Raw genomic sequence first — 17,285 nt, forward strand, 5'->3', positions numbered from 1 at the left:
AATAAAAGAAAATAAAAGGGATGAATTTCTTTATGCAAAACAATAACCAGCAACATGAACATGTTTATTTTGTAAATCAGCTTTATCGTGACTTTTTACTGCCAACAATCTTAGGCGAAGACAATGATGTAATTCTTTATTGGGGTGGCAAGCGAATAGCCCGTAAGTATGACTTAACGTCCTTTGAAGATGTAGCCAGCTTTTTTGCAACTACCGAATTTGGCAATATTGAAAAAGCAAGAGCCCGTCACAGTGAAAAAATTTTCAAATTAACCGGACAAAATGTAGCCGATCGGATTAGTAGCGGTAACCGGGAATTTTCGCTTGAAGCAGGAATAATTGCAGAAGCAATTGAAAGAGAAACCGGTCGGACTACTGAATGCGAAATTAAGATTGATGAACACAAAAAAATAGTAAAACTAACCGCTAAATTTGATTAAGCATTTTGAAACAAATAATTTAGTTTTTTACCATTTTTGCAATATTATTAAAGTAAGAATGGAGGAAACAAAATGCTTAGAGAATTTAAAGAATTTATTCAACGGGGCAACGTTATCGATTTGGCTGTTGGTGTAATTATAGGCGGAGCTTTTACCAACATTGTTAATTCATTGGTAAACAATTTAATTAATCCCCTTTTGGGTTTATTTATCGGACGAATTGATCTTTCCAATCTGGTATTCAAAGCCGGAGGTGCTACATTTAAATACGGTGAATTTATCAATACTGTGATTAACTTTTTGATTATTGCATTCATCGTCTTTTTACTAGTTAAAGCTGTCAATAAAGTAATAAGACATAACGACCAACAACAACCAGCTGGTCCATCGGCTGAAGATTACCTGAAAGAAATTCGTGATCTATTAAAAGAAAAAAGCAATTAAAAAAATTCCTGCAGTTGCAGGAATTTTTTAATTTGTGTATTGATCCAAAATTTGACTCAATTTTGCTTTAGGTGTGTAACCAGTAATGCGATCTACAATTTCACCGTTTTTCTTGATTAGCAGAGTCGGAATAGCCATAACTCCCAAAGAACTTGGTACTTCCTTATTTTGATCAACATCCATTTTGGTAAATTTAACGTCTTGTCTCTCTTCAGCCAATTCATCAACAACTGGAGATTGCATTTTACACGGGCCACACCAGGTTGCCCAAAAGTCCGTTAACACGACGCCATCTTTTGTTTCTTCTTCAAAGTTTTGATCTGTAAGTTCATCAACCATTGAAAAAACCTCCTTTAGAGAAAAATATTATTCTATTGATATTTTCATTATAGCAACCAGACTTACTTTTTACAAGTAAAGTAAATTATTGCAAATGCACAATGGTTGCACCATTTCCGCCCTCGTTTGCAGGGGCGTAATTATAACTTTTCACATGCTTATTTGTCCGTAAGTATTGCCAAACGCCTTTTCTAATAGCACCAGTACCTATGCCGTGAATAATGGTAACAACATCTAAACCAGCTAACAGCACCGAGTCAATATAGCGATCTAAATTAGTCATTGCTTCATCATAACGCTGACCGCGCAAATCGAGCTCACTTTTAGCATTACTGCGTCTGTTTGCACTAACTGCACGCACTTTAGAGTGTGTTTGCGCCTTTTCATGCTGAGTGCTTTTTTCAATGTCTCGGTCACTGACTTTAACTTTAATAATACCCATCTGGACCTCATATTCATGTTCAGACAACTTTTTGGTAATCGTACCAGTTTGCCCATAAGACAGTACTTTTACCTGATCGCCTACATTAACATGGTGTCTTCTTTTTTCGCGTTGCAGAACACGATTATGAGCCAGATTTTCGTTTTGCCGTTCAAGCTGATTGAATTCGCCCTTGGCGGCAATAATTTCGTTTTGTTTAACATTACCTTTTTGCTGCTCAAGTTGGGCAATGATCTTATCAGCCTTTTTACGGCTTTTAGTAACTACTTCATTAGCTCTTTCCTGAGCAAATTCCAACTGCTTTTGCACACGTTGATTATACCAATCGAGTGCTTGCTGCAATTTCTTCTCCAGCTTCTTAGCACGATCAAGACTGGTAGTTAAATGACTGCGGGCATCTGAAGCAGCCTTAGTTTGCTTGGTTAACTCAGTAATCATTTGGTTAATATCAACGTTTTCATCACTCATTAGCCCCTGTGCTTTTTTAACCACGTCTTCGCGCATCCCTAATCTGCGCGCAATTGCAAATGCGTTACTGTGACCAGGAATACCAATTTGTAAACGGTATGTTGGCGACAAGGTCTTTAGATCGAACTCCATTGATGCATTAGTTGTTCTTTCACGATTATAGCCATATAGTTTCAGTTCCGGGTAATGGGTAGTAACGATAATTTTAGCTTTCTTTTGCCGTAAAAAGTCCAAAATACTGATTGCCAGACTTGCGCCTTCTTCTGGGTCCGTTCCCGCACCAATTTCATCAATCAAAACCAGTGTCTTGGCATCGACCTTTTTCATTATTTTGACAATGCCATTAATATGTGAAGAAAAGGTACTGAGTGATTGCTCAATAGATTGTTCATCCCCAATATCTGCGCAGATGTCTTTAAAAACACCGGCTTTGCTTCCTTCTGCAGCAGGAATAAACAGGCCAGATTGTGCCATTAACTGTAAAATACCCACTGTTTTTAATGTAATCGTCTTTCCACCAGTATTTGGACCAGTAATCAACATGGTATCGTATTCTTCACCTAGACGAATATCATTGGCAATAACTGTCTCCGGATTAATTAATGGATGTCGTGCTTGTAAAAACACCAGTGACTGATCATCAGTCAACTTAGGTTCAGTTGCTTTCATAGCACGAGCTAGTTTCGCTTTTGCCTGAATAAAATCGAGTTTAACTAAAGCACCAGCAATCGTATCAATGCTATCAGCTTCCGGTCGCACTAGATCAGACAAGTTACGCAGAATATAACTGATTTCTCTTCTTTCTTGTGCCAGAAGGTTTTGCTGACGATTATTAAGATTTAAAACTGCACTGGGTTCAATAAAAAGCGTTTGCCCACTGGCACTTTGATCATGAACGACTCCACCAAATTTATTGCGATATTCTTGCTTGACCGGAATAACATAACGTTCATCACGAATTGTCACAATCTGCTCTGACAAATACTTGCTGCTACTACCCTTGATATAGCCATCCATTCTCTGCTTAATTTCAGCATCATTGCTTTTGATTTCATGACGTAAATGGGCTAATTCGCTGGAAGCAGTATCGAGAACTTCTCCATCAAAATCTAGAGAACGATTAAGTTTGTTATACAAACTTTGAGGTACATCTAATTGTGCCAAAATAGAATCTATGGCGGTTAAATCTAGTTTTTCCTCATCAATTTCACCAAAAAATTCATTTGTTTCATTTGCAAGCGCCAAAACTAATAACAAATTACCCAATTCCTTGGCGTTTAAGTTTGCCTTGATCCGCAAACGCTTGGTACTTGCAGTAACATCAGCAAAATCTGTCAATGGCAATTGCCCTTTAACCCGCAAAATATCAGTACCAGCAAGGGTTTGCTTCAAACTAAGTTCGACTTGAGCAAAATCATTACTTGGCAGTAAGTTGAATGCTGTCATTTTAGCTGGTGTAGTAATCGCCATTTGTTGTAATTGTTCAGTAATTTTGGCAAATTCTAAAGTTTTTAATATTTTATCATTCATTATTTTTCTAAATTATTAATCTTTAATAAAAAAGGCTGGCCCAGCCAGTCTTTCTTATTCACCACTTAATCGGTCATCGTCCAAAAATGTATTTAAGACTCCTTGGACCATGTTCCACTCATCATCTGCTTCAATCTCGTGTAAATCACTACTGGTAACATCACCTGCGGAATCTGAATCATAGCTGAATGCTAAGACTTCAATTTCGTCATCATCACTAGCAGCTGCCGGATAGAGCAAAACATATGATTTATCATAATCATCTGAATGAAACGTAAATAAAATTTCGTATAATTCTTCATTACCCTGATCATCAATCAGGGTAATCTGACGGTCATCACCGTTAATTTCTTGTGCCATATTAATCCTTTCGGTTTAGATCCAAATAATTCTGTAAAATCAAAACAGCAGCCATTTGGTCAATAACTTCTTTGCGCTTATGACGATCATGCATTCCTGCCTCTTCAACTAAAACTCTTTCAGATTCTACTGTCGTTAGTCTCTCATCTAAATAATGCACTGGCAAACCAAACTTTTTCTCCAGTCTTTCACCATATGCTTTACTGCGACTAACTGAAGCACCTGAAGAGCCGTTCATGTTTTTAGGCAGACCCAATACAAAGGCCTCTGGTTCATATTGGCGGACAATTTTTTTAATTGCACGCATACCAAAATTATAACGCGTTTCATCGATGGGGATGGTTTCAACCATCTGCGCAGTTATTCCTAATTCATCACTAACAGCAACGCCTACTGTCTTTGATCCAACATCTAAACCAACTAGTCGCATTATTTATCTTTTCCAAGATAATTCTTGACAAGCTCTTCGATAATTTCGTCGCGTTCATGCTTCAAAATTAAATTACGAGCATCATTATGCCGTGGAATATAAGCCGGATCGCCAGACAATAAGTAGCCGACAATCTGGTTAACTGGATTATAACCCTTCTCTTCCAAAGCATTATAAACGTCTTGCAGAGTATCATGAACATTTTTGCCTTTATTTTCGTTAAAGTCAAAATGCATTGTCTTATCTAGCGAACTCATAATTATTCCTCCTAGCATAATTTTACTTGAAAAACAGCACAAACTCAATTAATTATTTTTCGGAAATCGTTGTAACCACCGTCTGAATAGCCTTTTCAAGACCTTCAGGTTTTTTACCACCGGCTTGAGCCATGTTTGGTCGACCGCCACCGCCGCCACCAAAGATTGGTGCGACTTGTTTAATTAGATCTCCTGCTTTAAGCCCCTTTGCCAAAGCTTTATCACCCAAACTAATAATCATATTGGCTTTGCCATCACTGGCAGTTCCTAAAACGAGCACATCAGACTTCTGACCACTCTTCCAAGTATCGGCGAACTCACGCAAATCATTCATCCCACCGGCATCAACTTTTTGAGCAATAATGGTCAAATCTCCTGCTTGTTTTACATTATTAAAAATTGAATTTGCTTTACTCTGATTAATTTGCAGATTCAGATCTTCAACCTGCTTTTGACTATCATGTAATTCCTGTTCAAGGGAATCAACCTTATCAATTATATCTTCAGGCTTGGTTGATTTTACTTCCGCTTGAATGTCATCCAGAAGTTCAGATCTGTTAGCCAGATATTCGTAAGCCTTTTTAGAAACAACTGCTTCAATTCTTCTCATTCCAGCACCAATGGCAGATTCAGAAATGATTTTAAAAATACCTATTTGGTTAGTATTAGCGCAATGAGTACCACCACAGAATTCAATAGAGAAATCTTGCATTTGCACAACTCTAACTTTATCACCGTATTTCCCGTCAAACAAAGCCAAAGCTCCCATTTTTCTACCAGTATCAGGATCAGTAATAGTAGTTTTGACAGTAATAGCTGCCCAAATCTTTTGATTTACCAAGTTTTCAACTGATTTAATTTCCTTAGCAGTCATTGGTTCAAGTGCAGTAAAGTCAAAACGCAAATAATCAGGTTCCACCAAACTGCCGGCTTGATGTGTATGTTCACCCAGAACGCTTCTCAAAGCCGCATGCAACAAGTGTGTGGCTGTATGTGAGTGGCGCAAGCCTTCGCGGCGAACTCTGTCAATTTTTAGAGTGTATTCTTCACCCTTTTTCAGAGGTAAAATCACATCGACAAAGTGCATATTTTGATCATTTGGCGCGTGCTGCACATCAGTTACCTGAGCAACCAGTTCACCTTCCTGATTATAGATATTACCGTGATCTGCTACCTGGCCACCACGTTCACCGTAAAAAGGTGTCCGATCAAAGATTAAAACCGCATTATCACCATCTGCTCTATCAACTAATTGGTCATTGACTATAATATCAATTAATTTAGCATGTTTTTCTTCATAAACACCATATTCAAACTCCGATTTATCTTTTAAGTTCATCAAAGTTTCATCCTGTGCACCCATTGATTGCAAATTACCACGGGCTTTACGCGCACGCTCTTTTTGGGCCTTCATTTCAGCATCAAAGCCTTTTTGATCAACCTTTAAGCCTGCATCCTGTGCAGTTTCAAAAGTCAATTCATAAGGAAAGCCATAAGTATCAAACAACTTGAACGCATCTTTACCAGTAATTGTTTTATCTTCAGAGTTTTGGGCCTTGGCAATTAAGTCATCAAGTAAAGTTAACCCAGATTCAAGAGTTAGCTGGAATCTTTCTTCTTCATTTTTAATTACTTTGGCAATAAAGTCCTTTTGGTCTGTAACCTCTGGGTAATGACTTTCCATAATTTTACCGACCACTGGGACAAGTTGGTAAAGAAAAGCACCCTTAATCCCTAAACGTTGACCATTTAAATCAGCGCGCCGAATCAAGCGCCGTAAAACATATCCTCTACCTGTATTTGATGGCAACGCTCCATCCGCAATGGCAAAACAGACAGTCCGTACATGATCAGCAATAATCTTAAAGGCTGTCGTATCTGCCTTATTTGTGCCGTACTTTTTAGCAGCAGTCATTTTTTCAGTTTCATGAATAATTGGCAAGAAGAGGTCAGTTTCAAAGTTAGTTGGTGCGTCTTGTAAAATAGACAAAACACGCTCTAGGCCCATACCAGTATCAATATTCTTGTGTGGCTGATCTACATATTTGCCATTTGCTAAATGATTATATTGTGAAAAGACTATATTCCAAATTTCCAAGTAACGGGCATTTTCACCGCCAGGGAAGTTTTCAGGATCATCTTCTGCCACATCGTTATTTTCTTGACCACGATCATAGAAAATTTCAGAGTCAGGACCACAAGGACCTTCACCAATATCCCAGAAATTTTCTTCAAGTTTAACAATATGGTCCTCAGGCATACCAACTTCAAGCCAAATTTTATGTGCTTCTGTATCTTTAGGATAAACCGTACAGTAAAGTTTTTCCTTATCCAAATCGAGCCAGTCGGGACTGGTCAAAAATTCCCAAGCCCAGGTAATCGCTTCTTTTTTAAAGTAATCACCCACAGAAAAGTTGCCTAGCATTTCAAAAAAGGTCTGGTGTCTGGCAGTTTTACCAACATTTTCAATATCATTAGTTCTAATGGACTTTTGTGAACTGGTGATCCGGTGATTCTTGGGCACTACTGAGCCGTCAAAATACTTTTTCATCGTTGCCACACCGGAATTGATCCACAGCAATGTTGGATCATCTTGCGGAATCAATGATTGACTGGGCAATACCATGTGGCCGTGCTGCTTGAAGAAATCCAAAAACATCTGTCTAAATTCTGAACTTGTCAGTTTCTTCATCAAATATATCTCCCTTTTTGCCAAAACAAAAACACCGTTGCTTATCTTAAGGACGCCTTTAAACGCGGTACCACCTCAATTGCAACAGTGTTTGTTACCTCTTAATTATTTTATTTATTTGAACTGTAAGGAGCATCTTTTAAGTAACAGTAAGCCATTTTCACCAGGCGGCTCTCTCTGTGAACTGTTATTCTTAAAAAACATATCTTAAGTTAACAGTAATTGTACTACTTGCACAGTTTTTGTCAATAACAGGCCTATTAAGGTAAAATATAAACTCATAATGCCCTAGCCCTTATTTACGATAAAAATCATCAAAAACGGTTACGGGCAAATGCCGTTTGTGTTCACTCTTACGCCATAAAGATTCGATTTTTTCAGCTGCTTCTTCAGAAACTTCGTGCCCTTCTAAATAGTCATCAACATCCCTGTAGCTGACGCCGAGTGCAACTTCATCAGGTAAGCCAGGCTTATTTTCTTCCAAGTCTGCTGTGGGCGCTTTTTGGTATAGATGCTCCGGACAATTTAAAAACTTGAGCATCTGTTTTCCTTGGCGCTTGTCTAAACGAAACAGCGGAGTTAAATCTGCCGCACCATCACCATATTTGGTATAAAAGCCGCTGAAGTTTTCAGCTGCGTGATCCGTCCCCACGACTGCACCATTATGGGCACCAGCAATAGCATACTGCACCACCATGCGCTCGCGCGCCTTAATATTGCCCTTATTAAAATCGGTAATCTCCTGCTCAGCTCCATTCAAAGTAGAAACTAAGGCATCAACAGCCGGTTTAATATTAACTACCAAATCTTGATCCGGTCTTTGAAAAGCCACAGCATCTGCCGCATCTTGTGCATCAGCTTGAACTCCATAAGGCAAGCGCACTGCAATAAATTGGTATGAATTATCGCCAGTTTCACTCCTCATTTCCGAAATTGCCATTTGACATAGTTTTCCTGCTAACGTAGAGTCTTGTCCACCAGAAATACCCAATACATAAGACTTTAAGAAGGTATTTGCTTTGAGATAATCTTTTAAAAAATCAACTGAACGTCTAATTTCTTTTTGCGGATCAATTAGAGGCAAAACATGCTCATATTTTATAATTTCTTTTTGTAAAGGTCTCATTGTGCAGTATCTCCTTTATTGATTTTGGTGCGAATATCCTGAATAATGGTCATTTTACTGTCATATAAATCTTGAGAAAGATCAACAGGGTATTCCTGCGGATTCAAGCTACGCTTATATTCATCCCATAGTCCGTCCAGATTGGCTGCACAAAAGTTCTTAATATCTATTAGTTTGGGCTTTTGGTATGTTAATTTGCCTTTAACAAAAATATCTTTTAAAAGGGGTTCTGCAGTGTAATCAGTCACCACTTTATTGATATAAGAATACTGCGGATGAAACATGTACAATGAATCAAATTTACGCGGATCTACACCGGCCCGTGCAATCCAGTCACCTTCATTTTTCTTAGCAGTATTAGCTGAGATACGCCAGACTTGTTTTTTACCTGGAGTTGATACCTTTTCTACATTCGAAGAAATTTTTAAAGTGTCACGCATATGGTGCTGATCATCTTCAATTGAAACTAATTTATAAACTGCGCCTAAGGCAGGCTGGTCGTAAGCCGTAATATATTTAGTCCCTATCCCCCAAACATCAATTTTTGCTCCTTGCATCTTTAAACTCGTAATCGTAGTTTCATCCAAATCATTTGAAGCAAAAATTTTAGCATCAGTATAACCAGCATTATCCAGTTCCCGGCGTACTTGCTTTGAAATATAGGCCATGTCGCCCGAATCAATACGCACGCCTTGGAAGTTAATCTTGTCTCCCATTTCGTCAGCAACCCGAATTGCGTTTGGTACGCCGCTTCTAACTGTATCGTATGTATCTACCAGAAAGACGCAGTCTTTATGCGTTTCTGCATAGGCCTTAAATGCTTCATATTCGCTGCCAAAGGCTTCTACTAAGGAATGGGCATGTGTGCCAGAAACTGGGATACCAAATAATTTGCCTGCCCGAACATTACTGGTAGAATCAAAACCGCCAATATAAGCAGCACGAGTGCCCCAAATAGCTGCATCTGCTTCCTGTGCACGCCTGGTACCAAATTCCATCACTCCGTCACCTTGAACGGCCAGCTTGACGCGCGCCGCTTTAGTAGCCAGTAAAGTCTGGTAATTAATAATATTTAAGATAGTTGTCTCAACCAATTGACATTGCGCAAGTGGACCCTCAACTTGCAATAAGGGTTCGTTGGCAAAAGCAATTTCTCCTTCAGGCATCGATCGTACAGTAAGCTGCAATTTCAAATGACGTAAATAATCAATAAAATCGTCATCATAGCCAATTTCTTCTTTTAAATATTTTAAGTCACTTGCTTTAAATTTCAGGTTTTGTAAATATAAAATGACATGTTCTAAGCCTGCATATACGGAATAGCCATTGCCAAAAGGCTCTTTCCGATAGTAAACTTCAAAAACAGCATTGCGTTCAGAAATACCTTTTTTAAAGTAGGTATACATCATATTAATTTCATACAAATCTGTATGAAGGGTTAATGAATCGTCTTCATCCAATTCTTGGTAAAACATTCTGTCCTCTTAACTAAATCCACTAATATTTTTGTTTTATTATAAACATTTGTGGCCTTTTTAACAAACTTACCAATTTAAACGATATCATCGTATACCCGTAAAATACTACTTAATTGCTCGTGTAACGAAAAATGCCGCTCAACATAATTTTTCTCAAGCTGCGCCATTTCTCTAAGTTGAGTTTTAGGCGTGTTCACAGCTTGCTTTAAAGCTGAACAAATTGAGTCTATCTCACCGACTTTTGCAACAAAACCATGTTCTTTATCTGGTATCATCATGCTAATATCACCAACGGCAGTTGACAAAAGTGGCAACAAATTATCGCTTGCTTCCAGCAACACTAAAGGAAAGCTCTCAGAATAAGATGTCAGAACAGCCAAATCCATTCTGCGATAAAGATTTTTTAACTGTTTATGCGTCATGAAGCCTTGAAAAGTTACTTGTGGACCCAAATTTAATTTTTGCGTCAGGTCCTTTAGTGATCTTAATTGAGAACCGTCTCCAGCAATAAACAAATGCACATTAGCATTATTTAATTGTTTTAGAGCCTGCAGTAACAAGTCTTGCCCCTTAACTTTTTCAGCCCTGGCTACGTTTACAATATTAAAGTTGGGGTGTTCATATTTTGCAGGGATTTGACTGTCTGCATGAAAAAAAGTACCGTTATAAATCACGTGAACTTTTTTCTGTTTAATTTTAGCTTTTTCAACTAACAAATTAGCAAATCTTTTAGTAACAGCAAAAACGCAATCCGCTTTGCGAATGGCCTGAATGTTTAATTTGGTAAAAATTTTCCCTGTGAAGCCGCGATCAGCAAAATCAAGATAAGGATTGGAATGAACGGTTACACACCACTTTGCGGTAATTTTGTGCCTAATTAAAGAGACAAATAAGTTAGCCCGCGCACCATGTGTGTGGACAATACTAAAGTCAGCATTATTAATAAAACTAGCCAGCTTATTTAAGCCAGCCAAGTCATAGCGACTATTGACACCTAAAACTTGCACGTTTAATTGTGCAGTTCGTGCAGCTTGGGCAACTGGGCCATCAGCTAAACATAAAAACGTAAAATCCTGCTGTTCATTTTTTGCCTGTTTTAGCAAGTTAATAATATGAGTTAAGCCACCACCATTTTCAAGCCCGGCATTAACATGCAAAACCTTCATAATTAGATTTTTTCCTTTTTTGACTGATAAACTTCATGCACAAAATGAGGCAAAATCGTCATTCGCTTTATGCGTGAGGGGTTTTTAAGCAGACGGTAAAGCCATTCTAAATGGACATTTTGCCATGTTTGAGGAGCACGTTTTACTTTACCCGAAAAGACATCAAAGCTGCCTCCTACTCCCATCATTAAAGCTGGCAGGAGATTTCTCCGGAGAATGGATAAAAGTTGTTCTTGACGGGGTGAACCCAAGGCGGCAAAAACTAAATCCGGTTCTGTCCGTTCAATTTGGTAAGCAATTAGTTCCAGATCTTCTTTAAAGTAACCATTTTCAGCTCCTACTAGCTGTATATCAGAATATTCTCGTGCAATCTTAGCCTGAATCGTATGCATCACTTCTGAGCGAGCGCCAATTAAATAAACTCTGAGGCCCCGATCATTTGCCAGCTTCATTAGCCAAGTAAATAAATCATAACCGGTTACCCGTTCTTTAAGTGGCTGACCTAAAATATGACTTGCTTTGACAATGCCTATACCGTCAGCAGTAATATAGTCAGCATCATAAGTCAGGATCTTCATAAATTCAGGGTTTTCATTTGCTGACATGACAATTTCAGGATTGGCAGTAACAATAAAAGTTGATTGGTGGGTATTAATTCTGCCAATAAATTCATTTTGAAATTGATTAAAACTTTTATTATCGAAATTTACACCTAAAACATTTACCTTAGCCATAGCTATATCTCCTAATCCGCAATTTACCTTATTTTACCAAAATAATAACCAGTTCAGAATACGCTTTACCTTTTCTATAAATATGATACTATTAACTCGTCAAAATGATAGGAGTACGGGAACTATGAAAAAAATAATCACTTATGGCACATTTGATTTATTGCATTACGGTCATGTTCGTTTACTAAAAAGGGCTCGTGAACTAGGCGATTACCTCATTGTTGGGTTGTCTACTGATGAATTTAACCAGTTGCAAAAGCACAAGGAGTCCTATAATAATTATGCCGAACGCAAATATATTCTTGAAGCAATCCGCTACGTAGACCAAGTTATCCCGGAAAAAGGGTGGGAACAAAAAGTTAGCGACATCCAAAAATATGATATTGATACTTTTGTTATGGGTAATGACTGGCAAGGCAAGTTTGACTTTTTAAAGCCATACTGCCAAGTAGTTTATTTGCCACGCACACCAGGAATTTCCACCACTAAAATCAAAGATGATTTAAAATAAAAAAGCTCTGAACTAACTAAACATAGTTAATTCAGAGTTTTTTATTTGGCAAAGGTAAATTCAAAGCGATCCGCAACATAGTTTGCCCTTGTATATTCAAATGGCATGCCATTTGATAATTCAGTTACCTGCAAGCGCGTGATTAACGCTTCACCTTTTTTGGCATCAAGAAGTCTGGCCGAGTTTTCATTCGCAACGGCTGCAGAAATATATTCTGTTACACGTCCTACTTTATAGCCATTTTTTTCCAATGTTTGGTATAAATGTGAAGAAATATCAGCTTTTGACATATTTTTAACCAAGTTTTGCGGAATAGAAACGACTTCATAACAAATTGGAACATCATCCGCATAGCGAATACGTTCCATCCGTAGAACTTCCTGCTTATCATCCAGATTAAGACGCTCCATCTCCGATAAGGAAGGCTTACCAAAGCGATAGGATATTAGCTTACTTGAAGGTGTTTGCCCATTTGCATGAGTTATATCAGTAAAAGACATAACGCCCGACATTTTTTCCTGCACTTTTTGATTGGCAACATAGGTACCACTACCAACCCGCTGCTCTAAAATGCCTTCATCTTCTAAAGTTTTAATTGCTTGACGCAAAGTCATCCGCGAGACGCCAAATTTTTGAGCTAATTGTCTTTCCGCTGGAATTTTACTACCAACTTTATAGTCATGATTTTCAATTTCACGTTTGATTTGATTATGAATTTTGATGTACATTGGTTCTTCCATAAATATACCCCCATTACACATCTTATTATAATCTAAATTGGTCTACTTCGTATGATATGTTACAAATTATAATAAAGCAAGCTATTTATTTTTTAGTGGTCCATTTCATGCCCCATAAACGGAATTCTGCATTTTGTCCGCACTCAACCATAATTGAATCATCACTTGTTGCGATGACACTAGCATGCAAATGAGCCTGATTTTCGACAGCTAAAGTAGCACCGTTAGAATTGAAAATCAGATCATGGCCCTCAAATTCTGCCTGATCACTAAGAACCAAAAAATACTCATATTCATTTCCGCCATTAAAAGTTGCCCGTCTAGAATTGCAATTAACTTTATTTTGAAAATCGGCATGATTAACGATAACACAATTATTCAGGGTGATTTGGGCTTCTCCGGTGGCAATCAAGCGGTCGATTCTACTATTTTGGATAATCACATGCGGCTCTTTTTCAAAATAAATACCGCCTTTAAACTCACTGCCAATAATATTAATCCAAGTTTTATCCGTGATGAACATTGCAGTATCTTCTTGTGACAAAAGCATACTGTTAAGCATATTTAACCATGCTTGTCCCTGAATAAGCAATGCATTCACAACAGTATTATTAATATCTAATTCCACATTTGACTTGCTAAAAGTATCAATACTGCCATGAATACGTGAATTATTAATAACAGCGGTGCCATGCCCTTCAAGCGCTAAGGCGCCAATGTCTTTCACAGTATTTTTAATAGTTGAATCATTCATCTCTAAGCGAAAATTCGAATCAGCAAATAATGACACAGAACCATTCATAACCACTGTTGAGAATAATTCCAAGGTGACTTTGCCATTGGCAGCAATAACCGCTGTATCACCACCAAAGCCTTTGACGATACAGTTGCGCAATGACAAAAAAGTATTAGCTTCGGCCGGAACGAACAAACTATTCGCATCAGTTACCGTGTTGATGCACAAATTCTCTAAATTAACAAACTGGCTGCCGGCATCAATATTGATAAAGCCTAATATTGTTGTGTCTTCTGGAAGATTACCTGTCCCCTTAATAGTAATATCAGATAAGAAAATTCCTGCGGGTAACTCATAAAATCCCGGCTCCAAAAGCAAAACATCATCTGCACGTAAATCATTTAAGGCATTGTGCCAGCTAATTTCTTTACCTCCAGCACCAACGCGCACAAGTCTTGACATATATTTCCCTTCTTAATAAAAGTTAGCTCTTACTATTGTACTATCATTGAAATGAAAATAGGTAAACTTTAACAACCAAATTCTTAAGATTTAAAAAATCATTTGCAATATTTTAAGATAAAACGCGGAATTATCGTTAATTGTTTGAGGTCAAGATAAATACCAGTTTAAGCAGTAAAAATTGAGGGGTAATTCATTTGGCTAGCAAGAAGCTAGAGCTTTCACTAAAATCGATGGCAGTCAGCCTGCGTTATAGCTAACAGGGCAAACAATTTCAGAAATAGAAGTCCCGTAACATTTATTGAAAACAGATATGCAAATAACAATTCTGAGCCGACAAAAAAGACGACTCACAAGAGCCGCCTTTTTTATTGGGTTAGCTGGATTCGAACCAGCGCATACTAGTACCAAAAACTAGTGCCTTACCGCTTGGCTATAACCCAATAATGATGGAGGAGGGTGGATTCGAACCGCCGAACTCAGAGAGAGCGGTTTTACAGACCGCCGCGTTTAGCCACTTCGCTACTCCTCCGTCACGCACGTTAATTATAATACCGAAAAACGTGCGCGATTGCAAGCAAAATTTGCCTAAAATTATTTCTTATTCTCTTTAACGAACTTTTCTAGTCGTTGAAGCCCCTTTTCAATTTGATCCATTGAAACAGCATAGGAGAATCTAATATAGCCTTCTCCGCCTTCACTAAAGCTGGAGCCGGCAGAAACAGCAACGTGAGCCTTGTCAACCAGCTCATAAATGAATTTATTATCATCTTGCTCAAAACCATCTGGTATTTTAGCAAAAATGTAGAATGCACCTTGGGGTTTAGCACATTCAAAACCTATTTTGGTCAATCCGGCATACAAAGTGTCTCGCCGTTTTTGGAATTCTTCTTTCATTGGCAAAGAATCATCCATGCCGTTTTTAAAAGCTTCTTCAGCTGCATCTTGCATAGGAGTTGGTTCAGTAGTCGTTATTGCTTGGTGAATTTTCGCAATTTGTTGCAAAATATCTTTTGGCGCACAGACAATACCAATCCGGTAACCGGTCATGGCCCATGACTTGGAAACGCCGTTCATTAAAATTACTTGGTCATGCAATGATTTTTCCATTGACGCATGAGGTTGGTCATAGTTCAATTCACTATAGATTTCATCACATAGTGCAAAAATTGGTTTATCGCGAATAACATCCGCCAAAGCATCCAATTCATCTTGACTATACATTACCCCTGTTGGATTAGTAGGATAATTCAATACCAGCATGCGAACCCGGTCACCATATTTGTCAATTACCTTTTGCAATTTTGCAGGAGTCAATTTGAAACCATCATTTGATGTGTTTACTTTAACTATTTCAACGCCTTCATTAATTAAACCTGCATCACTCATATAAAGTGGGAACAATGGAGTAGGAACAACCATAATATCGCCAGGATTCAGAGTTGCCATAACTGAATCAAAAATTGACTCAGTAACACCATTTGTAACCAAAACCTCAGTTGCGGGATCATAATTTTGACCATATTTTTTACTTAAAAATTGACTAGCCGCTTTGCGCAAACCAATTGTTCCGTTTGAAGGAGCATAGTGAGAGTGATTCTCATCAATTCCCCTTTTGGCTGCTTCCTTTACGTGATCCGGTGTATTAAAATCAGGCTCACCTAGAGTAAATTTCACAATATCCGGAATTTTACTGGCATAATCCGCAAATTTTAAAATTGGATTAGAAGGGGATTCAGCCAGACCTTTTCGTACATATTTAATTAAATCTGCCATATTTTCACCTAACTTTCTTTTTAGTTATAAAAATTATACCTTTTAAAAAATTATTTTTCTACAATATTTTTTTAATTTCAAACTAATTTAGCAAAAAAGGCCTGCTAACTAAACGAGTTAAGGCCTTTCTAAAAATATTGGTTTAGATATTCAGCTATCCTTTTCCCTGTATTTGATCTCGTAATTTAATCATTAAAGGATAATTATTAGTAAAAATTCCCGCAACATGCTCTTGAAAATACTTCTTAGCTATTTGCGGGTCATCAACCGTCCAAATTCGCTCGGTAACTGCCTCGCGCGTTGGAAGCAATTTACCTGGATGGATACCAGCAAAATGATTATCTTTGACCAGCTTAGCTGAATTAACTACTTCTTCATCCGTTAAGTAACAATAAATTTGATTAGGATCAATTTCTTGACAGTTCTTCAGAGTGACATAGTCAAAGGATGAATAAATAATAGGATGCATAAAATGATATAGATAAGCCAAACTTAAAACGGTTTTTTCAATACCATGATAGTGAATGATTCCGGTTTTAAATTCCAAATTTATTTGAATATCTTTATTTTCAAGAAGTTCAAATAATTCCTGCAAAGTGGGTACGGGTTCACCGTTTGATAAATGTAATTTTCTCAGCCTTTTAAGGGTGAAGTCCTTGATATAACCGGTGCCATCTGTTGTACGGTCAACTTTTTCATCATGCATAACTACGGGGACACCATCTTGGGTCAAGTGAACATCAAATTCAACGCCTTCAGCACCATTTGCAACAGCATTACGAAAGCCTTCCATAGAATTCTCTGCAAATTTAGCAGGATAGCCTCTATGTCCAAATACTATTGTCTTACTTTTACTGCTATTCATATTTTTGTATTAGTTAAACCTCATCAAAAAGATAAACATTACAAACAAAACATAATGAGTATAATAAACCCATTTAGCTATTTTTTAAATATGAAAGACTAAAAAAGTAAAGAAATTTTGCAATGCATTTTGGGCAAAAAAAGACAGGCCCTTTACAGACCTGCCATTTTTCGGGTTGGGTGTTCGTAAGAACAATTGGGTTAGCTGGATTCGAACCAGCGCATACTAGTACCAAAAACTAGTGCCTTACCGCTTGGCTATAACCCAATACCATTTGAGCTTTTACTTG

The 17,285-nt window shown here is 37.7% G+C and carries 17 protein-coding genes and 3 tRNA genes; 3 read left to right on the plus strand and 17 right to left on the minus strand.

Annotated elements, in window-relative coordinates; translation table 11 throughout:
- Positions 1-32: 32 nt before the first annotated feature.
- Positions 33-440: a YslB family protein gene (locus Q0R51_RS07710; protein WP_294757849.1), complete on the plus strand. Its 408-nt coding sequence runs from the start codon at positions 33-35 to the stop codon at positions 438-440.
- A 72-nt stretch (positions 441-512) separates the two neighbouring features.
- Positions 513-884 (plus strand): large-conductance mechanosensitive channel protein MscL, encoded by a 372-nt coding sequence (gene mscL, locus Q0R51_RS07715; protein ID WP_294604350.1) that lies wholly within the window; start codon positions 513-515, stop codon positions 882-884.
- A 27-nt stretch (positions 885-911) separates the two neighbouring features.
- Here mscL and trxA read toward each other — a convergent pair whose 3' ends face one another.
- The 10 genes from trxA to Q0R51_RS07765 form a co-directional block, all read right to left on the minus strand.
- The gene (gene trxA, locus Q0R51_RS07720) at positions 912-1,223 is read right to left on the minus strand and encodes a thioredoxin (RefSeq protein ID WP_046324452.1); all 312 of its coding nucleotides are present in this window, start codon (positions 1,221-1,223) and stop codon (positions 912-914) included.
- Between the two features lie 85 nt (positions 1,224-1,308).
- A complete protein-coding gene (locus Q0R51_RS07725) occupies positions 1,309-3,663 on the minus strand; it encodes an endonuclease MutS2 (RefSeq protein ID WP_294757850.1) in 2,355 nt (784 codons plus the stop codon).
- A gap of 54 nt (positions 3,664-3,717) precedes the next feature.
- The gene (locus tag Q0R51_RS07730; protein WP_046324450.1) at positions 3,718-4,023 is read right to left on the minus strand and encodes a DUF1292 domain-containing protein; all 306 of its coding nucleotides are present in this window, start codon (positions 4,021-4,023) and stop codon (positions 3,718-3,720) included.
- 1 nt (position 4,024) lies between these two features.
- The gene (gene ruvX, locus Q0R51_RS07735) at positions 4,025-4,453 is read right to left on the minus strand and encodes a Holliday junction resolvase RuvX (protein ID WP_294757852.1); all 429 of its coding nucleotides are present in this window, start codon (positions 4,451-4,453) and stop codon (positions 4,025-4,027) included.
- Entirely contained in the window at positions 4,453-4,710 is a 258-nt protein-coding gene (locus tag Q0R51_RS07740; RefSeq protein WP_038521496.1) for an IreB family regulatory phosphoprotein, read from the minus strand. The genes ruvX and Q0R51_RS07740 overlap by 1 nt, the downstream gene beginning before the upstream one ends.
- A gap of 52 nt (positions 4,711-4,762) precedes the next feature.
- Positions 4,763-7,402, minus strand: coding sequence for an alanine--tRNA ligase (alaS, locus tag Q0R51_RS07745; protein ID WP_294757853.1), 2,640 nt, complete (start codon positions 7,400-7,402; stop codon positions 4,763-4,765).
- Positions 7,403-7,697: 295 nt separating this feature from the next.
- Complete coding sequence (nadE, locus tag Q0R51_RS07750; protein ID WP_294757855.1) at positions 7,698-8,528, minus strand: ammonia-dependent NAD(+) synthetase; 831 nt, start codon at positions 8,526-8,528, stop codon at positions 7,698-7,700.
- On the minus strand, positions 8,525-10,003 hold the full coding sequence (locus tag Q0R51_RS07755) for a nicotinate phosphoribosyltransferase (protein WP_174795217.1): 1,479 nt from the start codon (positions 10,001-10,003) through the stop codon (positions 8,525-8,527). Before Q0R51_RS07755 ends, nadE begins: the two co-directional genes overlap by 4 nt.
- Before the next feature lie 77 nt (positions 10,004-10,080).
- The gene (locus Q0R51_RS07760) at positions 10,081-11,172 is read right to left on the minus strand and encodes a glycosyltransferase (RefSeq protein ID WP_294757857.1); all 1,092 of its coding nucleotides are present in this window, start codon (positions 11,170-11,172) and stop codon (positions 10,081-10,083) included.
- Between the two features lie 2 nt (positions 11,173-11,174).
- Positions 11,175-11,906, minus strand: a complete 732-nt coding sequence (locus tag Q0R51_RS07765) for a WecB/TagA/CpsF family glycosyltransferase (protein WP_294757858.1) — start codon at positions 11,904-11,906, stop codon at positions 11,175-11,177.
- A 124-nt stretch (positions 11,907-12,030) separates the two neighbouring features.
- Here Q0R51_RS07765 and tagD point away from each other — a divergent pair, with 124 nt between their 5' ends.
- Entirely contained in the window at positions 12,031-12,417 is a 387-nt protein-coding gene (gene tagD / locus Q0R51_RS07770) for a glycerol-3-phosphate cytidylyltransferase (protein ID WP_174795219.1), read from the plus strand.
- 41 nt (positions 12,418-12,458) lie between these two features.
- Here the strand turns inward: tagD and Q0R51_RS07775 are convergent, their stop codons facing one another.
- From Q0R51_RS07775 to Q0R51_RS07805, 7 genes are all read right to left on the minus strand, one after another.
- A complete protein-coding gene (locus Q0R51_RS07775; RefSeq protein WP_122025740.1) occupies positions 12,459-13,157 on the minus strand; it encodes a GntR family transcriptional regulator in 699 nt (232 codons plus the stop codon).
- An 85-nt stretch (positions 13,158-13,242) separates the two neighbouring features.
- On the minus strand, positions 13,243-14,355 hold the full coding sequence (locus Q0R51_RS07780) for a hypothetical protein (protein WP_294757859.1): 1,113 nt from the start codon (positions 14,353-14,355) through the stop codon (positions 13,243-13,245).
- Positions 14,356-14,726: 371 nt separating this feature from the next.
- A tRNA-Gln gene (locus Q0R51_RS07785) sits at positions 14,727-14,798 on the minus strand.
- 7 nt (positions 14,799-14,805) lie between these two features.
- A tRNA-Tyr gene (locus Q0R51_RS07790) sits at positions 14,806-14,887 on the minus strand.
- Positions 14,888-14,949: 62 nt separating this feature from the next.
- Positions 14,950-16,131: an aminotransferase class I/II-fold pyridoxal phosphate-dependent enzyme gene (locus Q0R51_RS07795; protein ID WP_294757861.1), complete on the minus strand. Its 1,182-nt coding sequence runs from the start codon at positions 16,129-16,131 to the stop codon at positions 14,950-14,952.
- Positions 16,132-16,285: 154 nt separating this feature from the next.
- Positions 16,286-16,996 carry a glycerophosphodiester phosphodiesterase family protein gene (locus Q0R51_RS07800; protein WP_046324439.1) on the minus strand — a complete coding sequence of 237 codons (711 nt, stop codon included), beginning with the start codon at positions 16,994-16,996 and terminating at the stop codon, positions 16,286-16,288.
- Positions 16,997-17,191: 195 nt separating this feature from the next.
- Positions 17,192-17,263, minus strand: a tRNA-Gln gene (locus tag Q0R51_RS07805).
- Between the last annotated feature and the right edge of the window lie 22 nt (positions 17,264-17,285).

This window comes from uncultured Lactobacillus sp. (assembly GCF_946477725.1).
Taxonomy (GTDB): domain Bacteria; phylum Bacillota; class Bacilli; order Lactobacillales; family Lactobacillaceae; genus Lactobacillus.

Excerpts from the sequence above, each read along its gene's own strand:
- Q0R51_RS07710 (WP_294757849.1), top strand. The coding sequence starts at position 33 with ATGCAAAACAATAACCAGCAACATGAACATGTTTATTTTGTAAATCAG.
- tagD (WP_174795219.1), top strand. The coding sequence starts at position 12,031 with ATGAAAAAAATAATCACTTATGGCACATTTGATTTATTGCATTACGGT.
- ruvX (WP_294757852.1), bottom strand. The coding sequence starts at position 4,453 with ATGCGACTAGTTGGTTTAGATGTTGGATCAAAGACAGTAGGCGTTGCT.
- Q0R51_RS07795 (WP_294757861.1), bottom strand. The coding sequence starts at position 16,131 with ATGGCAGATTTAATTAAATATGTACGAAAAGGTCTGGCTGAATCCCCT.
- alaS (WP_294757853.1), bottom strand. The coding sequence starts at position 7,402 with ATGAAGAAACTGACAAGTTCAGAATTTAGACAGATGTTTTTGGATTTC.
- Q0R51_RS07775 (WP_122025740.1), bottom strand. The coding sequence starts at position 13,157 with ATGGAAGAACCAATGTACATCAAAATTCATAATCAAATCAAACGTGAA.
- Q0R51_RS07755 (WP_174795217.1), bottom strand. The coding sequence starts at position 10,003 with ATGTTTTACCAAGAATTGGATGAAGACGATTCATTAACCCTTCATACA.
- Q0R51_RS07780 (WP_294757859.1), bottom strand. The coding sequence starts at position 14,355 with ATGTCAAGACTTGTGCGCGTTGGTGCTGGAGGTAAAGAAATTAGCTGG.
- trxA (WP_046324452.1), bottom strand. The coding sequence starts at position 1,223 with ATGGTTGATGAACTTACAGATCAAAACTTTGAAGAAGAAACAAAAGAT.
- mscL (WP_294604350.1), top strand. The coding sequence starts at position 513 with ATGCTTAGAGAATTTAAAGAATTTATTCAACGGGGCAACGTTATCGAT.
- Q0R51_RS07725 (WP_294757850.1), bottom strand. The coding sequence starts at position 3,663 with ATGAATGATAAAATATTAAAAACTTTAGAATTTGCCAAAATTACTGAA.
- Q0R51_RS07740 (WP_038521496.1), bottom strand. The coding sequence starts at position 4,710 with ATGAGTTCGCTAGATAAGACAATGCATTTTGACTTTAACGAAAATAAA.
- Q0R51_RS07730 (WP_046324450.1), bottom strand. The coding sequence starts at position 4,023 with ATGGCACAAGAAATTAACGGTGATGACCGTCAGATTACCCTGATTGAT.
- Q0R51_RS07765 (WP_294757858.1), bottom strand. The coding sequence starts at position 11,906 with ATGGCTAAGGTAAATGTTTTAGGTGTAAATTTCGATAATAAAAGTTTT.
- Q0R51_RS07760 (WP_294757857.1), bottom strand. The coding sequence starts at position 11,172 with ATGAAGGTTTTGCATGTTAATGCCGGGCTTGAAAATGGTGGTGGCTTA.
- Q0R51_RS07800 (WP_046324439.1), bottom strand. The coding sequence starts at position 16,996 with ATGAATAGCAGTAAAAGTAAGACAATAGTATTTGGACATAGAGGCTAT.
- nadE (WP_294757855.1), bottom strand. The coding sequence starts at position 8,528 with ATGAGACCTTTACAAAAAGAAATTATAAAATATGAGCATGTTTTGCCT.